Below are 16,343 nucleotides of genomic sequence, written 5' to 3' on the forward strand. Positions count from 1 at the left end.
CCGCTTGCTCTAAAATTCAAAATCCCAATCGACGCCCTGTGCTTGAATAAGGGCTACCTCACGGGTCAATTCAAAGTCATGCAGGAGGCGCTCGGGATCTTCCATCACCTGCTGCAACAAGCTTTTGAAGTCATTCACAAACTGTTCCATCGTTTCTCTTCTAAACAGGTCACTGCGGTAATCCAGCTTACATGTAAGTCTGTCAAAAACAGGATAAGCCGACAGATGAAGGTCAAGCTTAGCCGTGTTGTTTTGCAGTGGATAGTTTTTGACGATCATGTCCTCAAGCTCCAGCTCCCCTTCCGGATTGTCCATGTTTTGCAGGACGAAGATCGTATCAAAAAGGGGCTGACGACCTGTATTTGGCTCAAGACCAAGAGTCTGGACAAATAGATCAATCGGGTAATCCGCTTGTTCAAAAGAGGCTAGCGTATGCTCACGGACCTCTGCAAGAAACTCGCGATACGTTTTCTCGCCTTTTGGATAATTGCGTAGGGGAATGGTGTTGATAAACATTCCGATTACTTCATCAAACTCTGCAAATTTACGCCCAGCTACTGGAGTTCCGACAACAACATCCTCTTGGCCGCTGTATTTGGCAAGCAACATGTTGTAAACCGACAACAGCACCATGTAAAGTGTCGCATGTTCCTGTGCTGCCAGGTCCTGCAACCGCTGCTTCTCCTCAGCCGATATCTCGAACTCAATCGTCTCACCAGGAAACGTAAGAGATTCTGGCCTTTCGTAATCAGTCGGAATCGATAGAAGTGGAGCCGGGCTGGTAAACAAGTCTGCCCAATAGTCAGCTTGAAGCTCCCCTGACTCGAGTGCAGATTCTTGCCAAACAGCAAACTCTTTTTGCTGAACTTCCAATGCAGGAAGCGTCACGCCTGCATAGAGACGAACAAAGTCCTCTACAAGAATGTCCATAGATACACCGTCTGAAACGATATGGTGCATGTCGAACAACAAGAGATGCTTTTCCGGTGCAATCCTGATTAGCCCTGCACGCAGCAAGGGCGCTTGACGCAAGTCGAATGGCCGTACAAACCTTGCCAGGTTGGCCTCCAACTGCTCTGCACTTGCTTCGCTCACTTCCAGACGGAAGACTAGCGAATCATGTACAATTTGAACCACTTGCCCATCTATATAATCAAACGAGGTACGAAGAGATTCATGACGGTCAATCAATCCTTGAAAAGCATGTTCTACCTTCTCACGGCTCAAATCACCCTCGATGAAGCGGGCAGCCGTAATGTGAAGACTTGTGTCAGCAGGATTCAACTGCTGAAGAATAAAAAACTTACGCTGGGCAGCCGTAACAGGATAGTACGATCTGGCTTCGACCGGGAATCGTCTTTTCATAATCGTCTTGTCTGCTCCATCAATCACCTTGCCAAGATCCTGAATAGTTGGGTGATTAAACATGGTTCTCAGTGGTAGCTGTACCCCAAACTGCTGTGCAACCTGCGTAGCCACGGCGTTGATTTTTAACGAGTGCCCCCCTAGAGCGAAGAAATTGTCCCGGGCGCTGATTGTTTTTGGATCGAGCTGTAGCACATGCGCCCAGATTTGGGTGAGTGCTTTTTCCGTCTCGGTTGTAGCTGACACAAAAATAGATGTGTCTATCCGATCCTGTATGCCAGGCATCGGTAAAGCGCCTCTGTCCACTTTTCCGTTAGGGGTAAGTGGCAATACGTTTTGTTTTACATAGTGCATCGGCACCATGTATTCCGGAAGTACAGTAAACAGATAATCACGCACATCTCGGGCGGAAAATTCCTCCAGGGGAACGACATAGGCACATAAGTACTTTGCACCCGTGTCCTCTGAAAGTGCCAATACCACTGCATCCTTGACCGCAGGATGTCTGCGCATAACCTGTTCAATCTCACTCAATTCGATTCGGTAACCCCGAATCTTGACTTGATTGTCCATTCTCCCGAAGTACTCAATATATCCGTCCTCCGTGATCCGGCCTACATCACCCGTTCGGTAGAGGACATGATAGTCAGGGTCTTCTACCCAACTGGCATACGGATTTGCTAGAAAAACTTTTTGCGTCCGTTCCTCATCTTTGTAGTAGCCATATCCAACCCCCGGACCGGCCACACCTATTTCACCTTTTACGCCACGCGGGCAGATACACTGATTTTGATCGAGTATGTAAATATGAGTGTTCTGGATCGGTATGCCGATGGGAACCACAATCTGCTGATCGCTCGGCATTTCCCTGATAATGTGGTGGGTAATATCATCGGATGCTTCCGTTGGCCCGTACATATTTACCAATGGAATTTCCGAATAGCAGGCAAACCAGCCCCGTACCAGAGGAGCAGGCAACTCCTCTCCTGTCACTGCCATCCACCGCAGATCAGGGAAGCTACGTTCGGAGTCGGACCATTCTTGAACGAGATCGAGCAGCACAGAGAGCAGAGATGGTACCACTTCCGCTACGGTGACGCGGTTGGAACGCAGTACGTTATGAAGGGCCTGCGTATCCATTACCGTCTCTGTATCGACCACTTGCACAGAGCCACCCACCAGCAGAACAGCCAAATATTGCCAAACAGAAATATCGAAGCAAAGGGAAGCCGTTTGTGCGACAAGATCATCCTCGCAAAGGGATAGGTCGTTGATTTTAGCGAAAATGTGGTTAATCATTCCACGATGGTGCACCATAACGCCTTTCGGTTGTCCAGTCGTGCCCGATGTGAAGATGATGTAAGCCAAGTCTGTTCCCGCACTCTCCCGATCGATGTCCTCTCCCGAAAGTGACTCTACTGATTCATCGGATTGACCAAAGACATAGAGATACTTCAGCTCAGGTGAGGATGCTTGAATCGACTCCAGTCCATCTAGCAAGTCGGGCTGAGTTATCAACCCTGCAATCTCGCTCTTCTGCACGATATACAAGATCCGATGCTGCGGATAGTCTGGGTCAATTGGTATGTAGGCTCCCCCCGCTTTGAACACCGCGAGTATCGCAACAAGCGTATCCACGTTGCGCTTCATATAGATACCGATTTTCGTGCCAGGTCGTAATCCTTGCTGGATAAAATGGCGCGCGAGTCGATTGGATCGCTCGTTTAATTCCTGATAGGTTAAGGTTGTTTTTCCGTCTGTCACCGCTTTGCGATGAGGCGTTTTTTTTACTTGCTCCTCAAAGAGTCGATCAAAGCTCTTATCGCGCGGAAAATCAACCCGGTTGTCGTTGAATGAAAGAACTAACTCCCGAACCTCTTCCTCAGATAAGCACGCTATCTCAGCGATCTTCTGATTCGGTTGCGTTACGATAACCTGATAGATACGGACTAAATGCTCCATCATCCGTTCCATCATAGGTAGTTGGTATCTTTGCCCCACGTAACGCACGAGTAATTCGAGCGAGTTTCCCTTTTTTGAAAAGAGGAATTGCAACTCGCTCGAAACCTGTTCCAGGCTGTCCTGATCATGAAGGACGTCTAATAAGCAAGTCGCCTCAAAAAACGGTGTGCTGTTCCCCTGCTGCGGTACTTGCAGTTCCTCGATCAACCGCAAGATTGGGTAGTTCTGATGTTCCACAGCGACCTTTAAGATCTGCCGAACTTCTTGCAGCAGCTCCTTGATGCTCCATTCCGGGAGTACCTGATGACGCAAGGGCAGTACCTTGTTCAAAAACTCACCCGGCTCTGTTTGACGGAAGATAGCCGTTCCAACGCATATGTCCTGATGTCCCGTATATTTGGACAACAAGATGCCAAATCCACTCAGCAAAGCCATGAACAAACGCTGATCCGAGCCATTGCTCAAATGAATCAGTGCCTTGCTCAGCTCGTCCGGAAACACGATAGTCAGCTCACGAAGTTCAGACTGACGCTGAAACGAGGCCCGAGAGTCTGTTGGAAGGTCGAGTGAATGAAACTCTCGAGAGAGATTCTCCATCCAATAGTCTTTTTCGCGATCAAACTGCCCACTGGCCAGCAAGATGTTTTGTGCAGTTATCGTTGTCAAGCCAATCCCTCTTTTCTGTCCGTCATGTATTTCTTAAAAAGCAAAGTCATCGTCGTCCACTTGTCCCTGTGCTACTTGTACTACTCCATGACCGATCTGAAGTTGTCCGATGGTTCGGTTCGGGTGGGCTACCATTTGCTCCAGAAGAATGACAAAGTCTTGAGCCATCTTCTCGATTGTTCTTTTGTGATATAAGTTCGTGTTATATTGCCAGTGCATGCATATGTGATCCTCAGCCTTAACCACTTCCAAAGCCAAATCAAGCATGGCGGCTTTGCGTCTGAACTCGTACGGAGCAAACTCGATTTGATCGACAGGGACCTTTTGCTGCTCTGCTGCATGATGCAGGGTCAGCATGGCGTCAAACAACGGGTTCCTTGCTGGATCGCGAGACAATTGAATCTGGCTTACGAGTTGATCGAATGGATAGTCTCCATGCTCAAAACCGCTTAGCACGTTTTGGCGTACCTGCCCGATATACTCTTGGACGGTCAATTCTTTCTTCGGCCTGTTTCGCAAGGCCAAGGTGTTAACAAACATTCCGACAACAGGGGCAAACTCCGCACGTTGTCTACCATCCATGTCGCAGCCGATGACGATGTCTTCCTGATTGCTATATTTGGATAACAAAACAGAATAGACGGCCAAAAGAAGCATGTACAGCGTCGTAGAACTCTGACGGGTGAACGAGTCGAGTTTTTCCAACCACTCTCCAGACAGCTCTGTCAGCAACTCGTCTCCATCAAATGTCATGGTTTGAGGGCGAGGATAATCGGTCGGGATTGTCAACGGTTGCGGCTGCCCGGAAAATGCATCCAACCAGTAGGCTTCATGCTCAGCCCAACCAATCTCGGCAGCTTGTTCTGTTTGCCACCAAGCGAATTCCTTGGCCTGTACCGACAATTCCGGCAACACCTGTCCTCGGTAAAGGGTACAAAACTCTTCAAGCAAGATGGACTTCGATATGCCATCTGAAATGATATGGTGCATGTCGAAAATCAACAGATGCTCCTCTGATGAAACCTCAATGACACCGATACGAAGCAAAGGGGCTTGCTTTAAATCGAATGGCCGGAAAAAGCGTTCGATTGTCTTTTCCACAGCTTCCTCGTCTGCTTTCCATGTCTCGATCTGTACAAACAGGTCACTGTGTACTTTTTGTTTCACCTGACCTTCAATTAAATGAAACGAGGTGCGCAGCGCCTCATGTCGTGCGACGAGTTGATCCGCAACGTCTTGAAGACGCCCTGAATCAAGGGAACCGTTGATCCGCATAACTCCCGGTGTATGATAGCTGGTAGCATCTTCTTCCAACTGCCACAACAGATACAGCCGCTCTTGTGCGCGCGTGACAGGATAATATTCCTGATCAGAGAGCAAAACGATCGGTTTTTGCTCCATCTCCTGGAGATTGCCTGTGAGCCTTGTCGCCAAACCTCGAATCGTCGGGGCATCAAACAGGTCGCGCATGGAAAGCTTCACTTGAAAGTCACTTTCAATCCGGGATAAAAGCTGAATGGCCTTCAGCGAATGTCCTCCCTGTCCGACAAAATGATCAAGTACACCAGGAGATGGAATCTGTAAAACATCCGACCACAACTCAGCCAGCTTTTGTTCGATAGGATTTGCCGGAGGCACGTAATCACTACTGACGCCGGGCTTTACCGCAGGCAAAGCTTTACGATCGATCTTTCCATGCGGGGTAAGCGGCATCTCGGACAGTTCCATAAAGTAACTCGGGATCATATATCCGGGGAGCCACTCTAGCAGGTGCGTACGAAGCCCATCTGGCTGAACGCCATCCTTTTGCCCTACATAGTAGCAAGCCAGTTCGGTCATGCCCATTTGATCAGTTATAGCCAATACAGCTACCTGATTCACAGCAGGATGCTGAAGGACAGCGCGTTCCACTTCTTTCAGTTCCACACGATAGCCGCGCACTTGAACCTGATCGTCCATCCGCCCTAGATATTCAAATACGCCTGTTTCGCTAAGTAATCCGACATCTCCCGTACGGTAAAGGCGCTCGCCGGTAATGGGATGATTCGTAAAAGCTTTCTCGGTCAACTCAGGCTTGCCCAAATATCCGTCGGTGATGCCAATGCCTCCGATGCAAATCTCGCCCTTGACATCTGGGGGACAAATTTCCCCCGTCTGTCCAAGGATGAACATATGAGTATTGGCAATGGGAACACCAATAGGGATTCGGAGTGTTTCTTCAGCGGGCTGCTCTGTGCAAAGATAGACAGAGGCGTATATCGCTGATTCTGTCATCCCGTAAATATTGGCGATTCGAGCGATACGGAACAGACGATTCCATTCGCGAACCAGATTAGCCGTCAGTGCTTCTCCTCCATTAAAGACCCACTTCAAATGGGGCAACGGATCTTGTTCATTACGAGAATGCACATGAGCCAGAAACACATTCATCATCGCTGGAACGAACTGGGTGACTGTAATGCGTTGCTCTTGCAGCCAGTCATACAACGCTCCCGGATCTTTCCCGTCTTCCTCTTTCAAAATAGACAGCTTTGATCCAACCATCAGCGGCCAAAACAATTCCCACACCGAGTCTGTAAAAGAAATCGAGGTTTTTTGGGCAACTACGTCTGTCTCGCTTAGCGGAAATGTCTCCTCTAGCCAAAACAACGTATTCAGGACCTGTTTGTGCGTAATCATGACGCCCTTCGGTGCACCGGTCGAACCAGATGTGTAGATGACGTAAGCAACATCATCCTCTGAACCTGCCGGGGCTATCGCCTCATCCTTTTGACCGCGAATATCGAGCGCTGTATAGACCTTGTATCCTTCGTGCTGAAAGGAAGTCTCGTCCAAACAAATGATCGTTTCGATGCTGTCAGGTAGATCGGGTATGATTTCATCGAGATAAATGGATTCTGTTACAAGCACCTTGCAGCGACTATCCTGCAAAAGATACCGAATTCTAGCTCGGGGATAATGCGGATCAACCGGGACGTATCCCCCACCTGCTTGGAGGATTGCAAGAACTGCCGCTACCATACGGGAGCTCCTGTCTGCGAGTATTCCTACGAGTTGCGAAGGAACTACACCCGCATCTTTTAGGATACGGGCTAGCTGGTTTGCTTCCGCGTGTAGTTCTGCGTATGTTCTTTCTCGATCCGCCTCTACCACAGCGACTCTATCAGGCGTTTTTTCCGCTTGCCGGGCGAACAGTTCAGCGATTGTTACTTTGTTGCGATACGGTTTGTCTGTCTGATTGACTCGGGTTAACAAGTTCGCTTCATCATCAGTGAGCAGGTTAAACTCGTTCAGATCCAGATCGAGCTGCATACGTCCATTCATTGCGACTCTTCCCCTTTTTAGGTGGTGGTGAAAAAATCCCGCAAACGATTAATTCCCTCGTTATACTTAGCGGCAGAGTATGAGAGGCGCAGTGTGTTCGGGATACCAAAGTCAGAACCCGGTACGGTTGCCACATGTGTAGCTTCGAAAATTTGCGTAGCCAACTCAAGCGAGGTGCTGATACCTTTTCTCTTCATAAATGCTTCGCAATCAAGCGTGAAGTAGAAGCTGCCTCTCGCTGGCAGAGCACGGACATCTGCTACATTTTGGAAAGCATCGATCGTGTAGTCCCGACGACCTTTGTACAGTTGGACCAAATGATCAACCTCATGCTGGTAATCAAGCGCAGCCATTGCTCCGAACTGTACGACTGGGTCAGCTGTGAGCAGTGTGTGGTGCTGAATGACCGTCAGTGGCTGTACCAGCTCATCTGGTACGATCGCATATCCGACACGTCTGCTATACATCCGATATGCTTTGGAAAACGCATCGGTTGTGATGAACGTAGACTTGGTATTTTTCAGCTGCATCACGGATTCGCACTCGTCATCGAAGTAGGTATTCGCATAAATTTCGTCATTGATAATAGCCGCACGACCGTCTACGATGCTGTCGATCGTATACAATTCGTCTTTTGTAAGAATATTTCCCAACGGGTTTCCTGGCGTGTTGATCACGACCACTTTCGTCTTGTCTGTAAAATTCTCTTTAAACGACTCCACATCAAGTCTCAATGTATCCATATCAATTTTGTAGTAACGAACTTTCGCTCCGACTAGCAGCGCGCAGAAATGGTAAAGCGAGTAGTACGGAAGTGGCAACAACACTTCATCGCCCTCTTTAAGCAGGAGGTAGAACAGGTTACGGAAGAGTGTGCTGGTACCGACACTGATCACGAAATTTTCCGGTTTGATTGACACATCGTATTTTGTTTTATAGTGGGTCGCGAGCTTATCTTTCAGTTCTGGCAGCCCACCTGGATACACGAGCGAATATTTTTCAAAGCTGTTCAATGCCTGTTGCATGGAATTGATAATTTCGGGATGCAGCGGCATTTCTGACTTCCCAAGAGTCATGCGGATTGCTTCTCCACCATTTCTCTCAAGCTCATTTGCCATCTGGTCCAGTACAAACATCAAAAAGCGCTCGTCGTGAAAATTAATAGAGGATCTGATTTCCATATTTTCCTACCCCTTTTACTTTATTTTGGATTTTTCTGCTAACATATTTAGGATTTTCACATAGCGATCCGAAAGCGATTCAACATATGCCGTCTGAAGCATAGATGGATCATAGGTAAAAACGACATGGATACCTTCCGAAGTTTCTGCTACCTGAAGAACTAACGGACTTCCGGCCATTTCTGGCTCAACTGAATGTTTGACTTCCCGTTTCCAAACAGCTGACTGAGCTTTGAACGGAATCGTCTGGTTGACAAAAAGTGTCGGCCATTCCATATGCGTCGTCGCTTGCCAGTGCTCTGACGGATACAAAGCGAGCGTTTGCATTCGGGCACGTACTTGCTTCGTTTGATCCAATAATTGTGAAAACGAACTGATCGTCTGCATGTCGACGGTGAGTGGTACGATGTTGTCAAAGTTGCCTAGCGTTTGTTCCAGCACATCTTGCGTCCGATTCGTTGTCACTACCCCAAGCGTCAAACTCGGCAATTGGGTGACCTGTCGAAGCAACAGCAGATAGGAGGCAAGCAAGATATCTCCCAGCTCTTGATTGGCATGAGTAGCTACATGCAGCAAATCAGCGTGACCTATCGGGTCGATAGACTGCTCGACTTGTCGCGTCGCTACCCCACCCGCACCAAATGGTTGAGCAGAATGTGGATTTGCTGCTGTCAACCACTCGTGACGCTGGGCCTCGAGATGTCCGTAATAAAGCATTTTTTTCTGCCAAACAGCGAATGCTTCGTAGCGAGGCTGTTCTTCCACAGTCGGCTCATGCCCTTCTGCAATCGACTGATACAGAACCTCCCATTCTTCCAGGAGAAGTCCGAGACCTCGCCAATCACTAAAGGAGCTGTGAAGACTTCCAATCAATCGATAGCGATCAGTAGCCAGCTTTATCAGTTCAAAACGAGCCAAACTTCCTGCTTTGTCCTTAAACGGCCTCTTTTGCTCGGCAGCCAATCGTTCTCGCAACCATATCGTTGCCTCTGCCTCGCTTTTCTCCTGTAAATCACATAACGCAAGCGGAATCGGTTCGGAAAAGCCTTGGGGCGATAGCAGAGGAAAACGTCGCACAAGAACTTGCCATGCTTGCTGCATATACGCCAGTTCGATTCTGCTTCGAAGCTCGATGTCAAAACATCTGACAGCCACAATCCCATCTTCTTGTTCCTGCTTGAGCAAACGTTCCTGAACGAAGGAATAGATGGGCGTTGTTTCCGAATGAAACTCGCCTAGAGTCGGCTTAGGTCTTTCTGCGGCTGATTTCCCGTCGGTTAAGAGTAGGTAGGGGGCATCTGTCAGTTGCAGAATACGTCCTGCCCGGTCTGCAAAAGAAACGGGAATGCCGCATGCTATCAAGGTGTCGATCCGTTCGGTCAGGTTCGCTACCCGATCCTCGATTTGGTAAACGCCAGAACCACTTTTCATGAGCTCGCGTTGTTCTTCTGTGTGCTCCATTCGAGGCTCGACTAACTGAATGCTGCTCTCTCTCGCTTTGCCAAGTGTGATAATACTGGCTTGCGATTGCCGATCCAGATATTTCTCGTGAACACGGTAGCCCATAAACGTATAGAACGACAGTGCCTTTTCAGCATCTGATGTAAGCAACCGGACAGCAGATCGCTGATCGCTGCTTTGCCATTCGTCATGCTTCCTATCCTCGTTCTCTACAAGTTCAATCAAGCCAACTGATTCCAGAAAGAGAAAGGCAACGAGTCTATGATTGAAAAGTACCGCTGGCTTTGGAGCGCTGACCAAATCGTATTTGAATCCAGAATCAACTAACATTTTCAAAAAATGATCAATATTGGAAACAGAAAAACATAGATGGTACGGACCCGTCCCCTTCTCTTCCAACAAACGAACACAAGGTGACGTTTCATCGACAGGCGCGATTAGCTCGATTGGCACACATCCCGGTTTCATGCACATCGAGAGATACACGTTTTGTTCTGGATCATGCAGGGAATCACTTGCATCAAATCCAAGAGTGCCATACATGATTTGAGCCGGACCAAGTTCTGGAACTGCAACTCCGACATGATGAAGGCGGTTCATCACGCCCTCTTTTTCTGTTTGGTGATATTCGATCTCAACATCATCCAATCGCTGTTTCGGATGCTTCAGAAGCGCTGTGAGTACACGCAAATAGTTGTCCGCGAAGCCTTCCATTGTCTCCGCTCTAAACAACTGGGTATCGTATTCCAGCACGCACCTGAATTGATCAGCAAGCGGTGTAATATCCAGCTTAAAGTCAAGTTTCGACGTCTTCGATTCATGCGGAACCTCTTCAAATTGCGCGTCGCCCACTGTAAACTGCACTTCTTGCTCCCGCTGGTTATGGAAGATCAGCATCGTATCAAACAATGGATTTTGCGTTTGCTGGATGCCTGCGGCGCTACGAGCAACGATCTCTTCAAACGGATACTCCTGATGTTCGTAGGCCAGTAGCAGACTGCGCTGAACCTCTTGTACAAAATCGGTATACACAAGATCGGCACGAGGACGATTGCGTATCGGAAGGAAGTTGATAAAGACACCGACGATTCGCTCCAAATCGGGATGGTTTCGTCCAGCTACGAGTGAACCGACAACGAAATCTTCCTGAGACGTGTATTTCATCAACAACACGTAATAAGCTGACATCAAAACAGCATGGACAGTCACTTCGTTCTGCTTGGCAAATGCATGCAAATCACCGTACGTAGAATCAGTAAGGAAGAACGTATGGTGATCCCCCTGGAATGTCTTAACAGAAGGACGCGGGAAATCCAGCGGAAAAGACATGAGCGGGACTCGGTCACTGAAAGCATCCACCCAGTATTTTTCCTGCTGATTCCACTGATCGCTCCCCCGCTTCTGCCACTGCCAGTCTGCGTAGTCCTTGTACTGAATAGGCAATGCAGGCAGCTCTTCACCCATATACAATCTAGCGAAGTCTTCCATTAACACATTCAGTGAAATGCCATCCAAAATAATATGATGAGAGTTGAACAGCAGATAATGCTGAGTGGCTGTGACCTCGACTAGGCAAACCTGAAGGAGAGGTGCTTTCGTCAAATCAAAAGATTGCCGGAAGTCTTCCATCAGTTCGTCCAATGTCTTGCCGTCGCTATGAATGGTTTTGATCTCAAATGGCACATTGTCGCTAATGTACTGATACACTTCTCCATCCTGTACCGCAAACGAAGTACGGAATGCTTCATGCCTTTGGATGATTTCTGTAAACACACTTCTCACTCGACTTACATCCAGATGACCGTTCACCGCGATTACACCCGACATGTTGTAACTGGTGCTTTCCCCTTCTATCCCATGCATCACGAAAATTCGTTTTTGTGAAGAAGAAGCCCTGTATCTCTCGGCTTTACTTACCCGATCAATCGGCGCGTAGGATATCGGCTGTCTACCCCTGATGCGGTCAGCTAATTGTCGAATGCTCGGGTTCTGGAATACATCCTTGATCGTGATGTCTGTTTTACTCTCTTTTTGCAATCTGGTCACGAGTTGAGCGGCCTTCAGCGAGTGGCCTCCTAGCGAGAAAAAATGATCGTGCACACTTATTTTTTCGACTGCCAAAAGTTCTCGCCATATTTGTGCCAATTGCTGCTCAAGTTCATCTGCAGGGGCCTCTTCCTTTCCCGTGCGATACTGCGTGTAATCCAGACGTTGCAAGGCAGTCTTGTCTACTTTTCCACTCTGCGTCCGAGGCAACGCATCAAGATGGACAAAAAAGGCAGGTAGCATGTAGTCAGGCAAATAAGTCAGCACTGCTTCTCTCAGAACGTGTTCCTCAATCGGATGCATCGCAACCAGACATGCAACCAAATAAGGATCACGTTTTGACTCCTGAATGGCCACTACCGCTGCTTCCCGGACACCAGGCTGACGGCGCAGGACAGCTTCAATTTCCTCCAACTCAACGCGGTTGCCACGAATCTTGATCTGAAAATCCTTACGACCAAAATATTGCAGATGCCCTTCATCCGTCCAGCAGGCCAAGTCTCCTGTACGATAAAGCCTGCCAAACGGGGTCAGGATATAGGACGCTTTGGTTCTTTCCTCATCAGCGATGTAACCTTCCGTTACTCCCATCCCGCCTACGTACATTTCCCCTATTACCCCTTTGGGCAACAGATGAAAATCTTGGTCCAGAAGAAAGACACGAACGTTGTAACTCGGATGTCCAATCGGAAGCGGGTTTTCAAAAGGCCCTTGTCGCGGTACACAATACCCAGAAGCTGAGATACTATTTTCCGTTGGGCCATACAAGTTGTACATCTGCGCTTGAGGTAGCAAGGCTGCATGTCGCTCCACTAACGAAGAAGACAACATCTCTCCTGTACACAACACTTTTTGAATCGAATTCATCGAGCCATCAGTCACTTGGTCAAGCAAAGCGTGATACATCGTAGGGACGACGAGTATCACGTTTGCCTGTTGGCTCTCGATGGCAGCGGCGAGCTTTTGCGGGGACTTGTTTTCATGTCGCTGCAACAAGCAAAGGGTACCGCCGCTGATCAGTGTGCAGAATATCTCGACAACAGATGCGTCAAAAGTCAACGTGGCGATCTGCAACGTTCTCGTCTGCTCTCCGAACCCGACAAACTCAATGTGCCACCAAAGAGCGTTGATTAATTGATCATGCTTTACACGCACACCTTTTGGTGTACCTGTCGAACCAGAAGTAAAGATGGCATACGCAGTACTCGAAGGTACCGTTTTTCGCTGTGGTGTTTGAATTAACTCCTGCGCCCAGCATGCTGGTTCATCCAGACGAAACACCCTTGTTTGCAAATCAGCGACGAGTTCCAGATAGCTACCCTCTGTCACAATCAGACTAGGCTGAATCTGGTTTACGATCTGTTCGATTCGCGCTTTCGGCAAGTCTGGATCAAGCGGGACATAGTAACACCCAGTTTTGAGGATAGCTAGCAGTGCAGTAATCATTTCAGGGGAACGATCACACATGATAACTATCGGTCGACCTGCATCTGTCACCTCCTTTTGCAGAGCCCAAGACAGGCGATTGGCTTGCTCTTGTAACTCCTTGTAGGTCACAGTCTGCTTTCCTTGTACAAGCGCAACTGCATCCGGTGTTTTTTCTGCCGCTTGATCAATCAACTCGTGCACGCAGTAGTTACTCGGAACTGGCACGACCTTCATCTGTTCCTCGATCATCTCGTGCCGCTCATGATCACTGAGCAAGGTAAGATCACGAATCTCTTGATCCGGATCAGCCGCAATCTGCTCGAGAAGGCTCAGATAGTGAAGCGCCAGGCGTTCGATTTCCTTCGCTTGAAACTTCCATGCCTGGTAGTTGACATGGACTGTCCATTCATCACCTGGTGATACTTCCAGCACCATTGGATAATCGGTTGTTTCATGTGAAGTGATATTCTCCAGCTCGAAGTCAAGTTCCAATCCGGCCAGCGTCTTGTCGATCGGATAGTTTTGGAAAACGAACAAACTGTGCGCCAAAGGGGTTTGTGCGTCCATCTCTGAACAGTTTTTCAACTCAACTGCTGGCACGTACAAATGCGGGGCCATCTGGTGCTGTTCTTCCATCATGACACCCAGTAGATCTTTGACTGTTGTCGTTTCTGTCCGTTTGACCCGGAGCGGATACGTCTTGATGAAGAGGCCGACGATTTCCTCTACTCCGGTGAGATGGGCAGGACGTCCGGCGTACGCCACTTCAAAAAGGGCATCCCGCGTATCGCTGTATTTTTGCAGCAAAATACCCCATGCGGCTTGCAACAGTGTGCTGATTGTCACACGGTAACGCTTGGATGTTTCCTCCAATGTCTCCGTAAGCGTTTGACTGAGCCGAAGATGATAAGAAGAATACCGCGGCTCTTCGTTACGATCCCGCATATAGGGAAGCGGTGTAGGAGAGCTAATTCCTTGTAAGGAATCTTTCCAATACGATAACGATTGTTCTTTCGATGCTTCTTTTAGAAAACGCAGATACTCCTTGTATTTCGCTTTCTGTTTGATCGCAGGGGACAGCCCGGAGCACAATTGTCCATATGCTGTAAATATCTCTCTTAGGAGAATCCCGGAACTCCATCCGTCCATGAGTATGTGATGAAATGACCATATGACTTCATAACGATACAACTCCATCCTTACTACTTGAATGCGAATGGTATTGCCCAACTCAAGCGTGAAGGGTGTTTGCTTGTCCTGTGACAACAAGACAGACAGTTTTCTTTCCCGCGCTCCAGATGGTAACTCGCACCAATCGAAATAAGGAATCTCCAATGTCTTTTGCTTGAGAATCAGCTGGACAGGGGCTTGAAGCCCCTCCCAGCGAAAAACCGTACGAAGCATTTCATTGGCCTCAAACGCCATCGTAACAGCCTGCGTAAACAACTCCAGCTGAAACTTGCCACGAAGGGTTAGCCGATGCTGTTCGAAATACAAATTGGAATCCTTTTGGAGTCGGTAGTAAAACAGCATGCCCTCCTGCGTTGGACTTAACGGCAAAATGTCAGCTATATTGTTTTTGTCGATCTTGTTCATCACAATTTTTCTCTCCTGACTCCCTTACCGAACAGCTTCACTCGGCAGGTTTTCCACGATCTCCCCATCTGCATCCACGTACGGCAAACCATTGTGTTTGAACACATGGTCGAGACAATACATCTCTCCCTGCTTGTAGTCCAAAATCATCAGGTCTTCTGAACGGGTTGGGATTAATTCCTTCAACCGCTCTGGAAGATAGTCTGGTCCGACCGCTTGATGCCATTTCAAAACAATTTTTTCAGGGCGCTCAGCTGTCGGATAAAAACCACAAATCTCTAATTTTCCAAAGTCGTGTGAAGTAAGGAGTACCCCTTTTTTCTCCAAGCCACCCAGATTGCGTTTGGACTCGGCCACATTCCGGAACGCCTCGTCCAGTGGAATGGCATACTGCTCGACTCCCCTGACTGGCATAAACACTGTCAAATAATACGAAATGATTCGATTATCGAGAAACTTCCGTTGCAAGTCGATCAAGGTTTCGACAGAATCGTTTACTCCGCGAATAATGGCAGGCTGTCCGCGAATCTGTACACCGACAGATAGCAGCGCTTGTGTTGCTTGGATCGAAACGTCGCTAATTTCCCCGGGATGGTTGAACTGGGAAATCACACTTACCTGCTTGCCGGGTGTCTGTCTAACTTGGTCAAAAAACGCAAGCAGCTCTCCATCAAGAAAACGAGCCGGATCATAGGCCAAAGCCTTGGTTGCAAAACGAACGAGTCGAATACTCTTCACACTTAAAAGAGTGCTAATCAGCTTGATTAAGTCAGAGCTTTTACGGAAGGAAGCTGGATCTCCGCCAGTAAAGAGGACATTATCGATGTACGGATGAGCTTCCAAATACTGCACTGCCCTTTCTGCTTTTTCCATAATATTGGTATATCCAATATCCTCATGGCGGATTTCGTTCACTTTATAGCAGAACTGGCAGTTGGCAATACAAAAGTCGTCGATGTGAAGCAACAATGTCTTTTTGTACTTGTGCTGCAGGAAAGCTGTTTCATCCTGACGGTACGACTTGTTGCCATACGGATCAAAGCGCCCTTTATAGGGTTTCTCTCCCGGTGGCGGAAGCACGATATTGATCATCTGGGTACGATAAGGCTCTGATTGACTCGCAATCAACTCGGCATAATAGCGAGTCACCTTAAATGGCATATAAGACTGCTCCAGTAATGCACCGCGTTCTTCCTTCTCTGCTTCTGTAAAGCCGACAATTGTTGCGAACTCCTCAAATCCTTTTTTCCCCATTAATACCTTAACACTCAATGTAATCCCTCCTGTTCATTCATAAACACTCGTCATCTTTGC

Annotated in this window: 5 protein-coding genes; all 5 read right to left on the bottom strand. The window is 48.1% G+C overall.

All coding sequences use genetic code 11. The features are described 5' to 3' along the window. Positions 1–9 precede the first annotated feature (9 nt). From edeK to C7R92_RS03325, 5 genes are read right to left on the bottom strand one after another with little or no spacing between them, the layout of a single operon-like run. The gene (gene edeK / locus C7R92_RS03305) at positions 10–3,993 is read right to left on the bottom strand and encodes an edeine non-ribosomal peptide synthetase EdeK (protein WP_106833242.1); all 3,984 of its coding nucleotides are present in this window, start codon (positions 3,991–3,993) and stop codon (positions 10–12) included. 33 nt (positions 3,994–4,026) lie between these two features. Further along, on the bottom strand, positions 4,027–7,317 hold the full coding sequence (gene edeL, locus C7R92_RS03310; protein WP_106833243.1) for an edeine non-ribosomal peptide synthetase EdeL: 3,291 nt from the start codon (positions 7,315–7,317) through the stop codon (positions 4,027–4,029). A 17-nt stretch (positions 7,318–7,334) separates the two neighbouring features. Next, positions 7,335–8,498, bottom strand: a complete 1,164-nt coding sequence (locus tag C7R92_RS03315; RefSeq protein WP_017249072.1) for a pyridoxal phosphate-dependent aminotransferase — start codon at positions 8,496–8,498, stop codon at positions 7,335–7,337. Between the two features lie 15 nt (positions 8,499–8,513). Further along, on the bottom strand, positions 8,514–15,029 hold the full coding sequence (edeN, locus tag C7R92_RS03320; protein WP_106833244.1) for an edeine non-ribosomal peptide synthetase EdeN: 6,516 nt from the start codon (positions 15,027–15,029) through the stop codon (positions 8,514–8,516). Positions 15,030–15,053: 24 nt separating this feature from the next. Further along, the gene (locus C7R92_RS03325; protein WP_017249074.1) at positions 15,054–16,301 is read right to left on the bottom strand and encodes a lysine 2,3-aminomutase; all 1,248 of its coding nucleotides are present in this window, start codon (positions 16,299–16,301) and stop codon (positions 15,054–15,056) included. Positions 16,302–16,343: the final 42 nt, after the last annotated feature.

Origin of the sequence: Brevibacillus porteri (assembly GCF_003013475.1) — a bacterium.
Lineage (GTDB): Bacteria > Bacillota > Bacilli > Brevibacillales > Brevibacillaceae > Brevibacillus > Brevibacillus porteri.

Coding starts and splice junctions, on each gene's coding strand:
- edeN (WP_106833244.1), bottom strand. CDS start 15,029: ATGAACAAGATCGACAAAAACAATATAGCTGACATTTTGCCGTTAAGT.
- edeL (WP_106833243.1), bottom strand. CDS start 7,317: ATGAATGGACGTATGCAGCTCGATCTGGATCTGAACGAGTTTAACCTG.
- C7R92_RS03315 (WP_017249072.1), bottom strand. CDS start 8,498: ATGGAAATCAGATCCTCTATTAATTTTCACGACGAGCGCTTTTTGATG.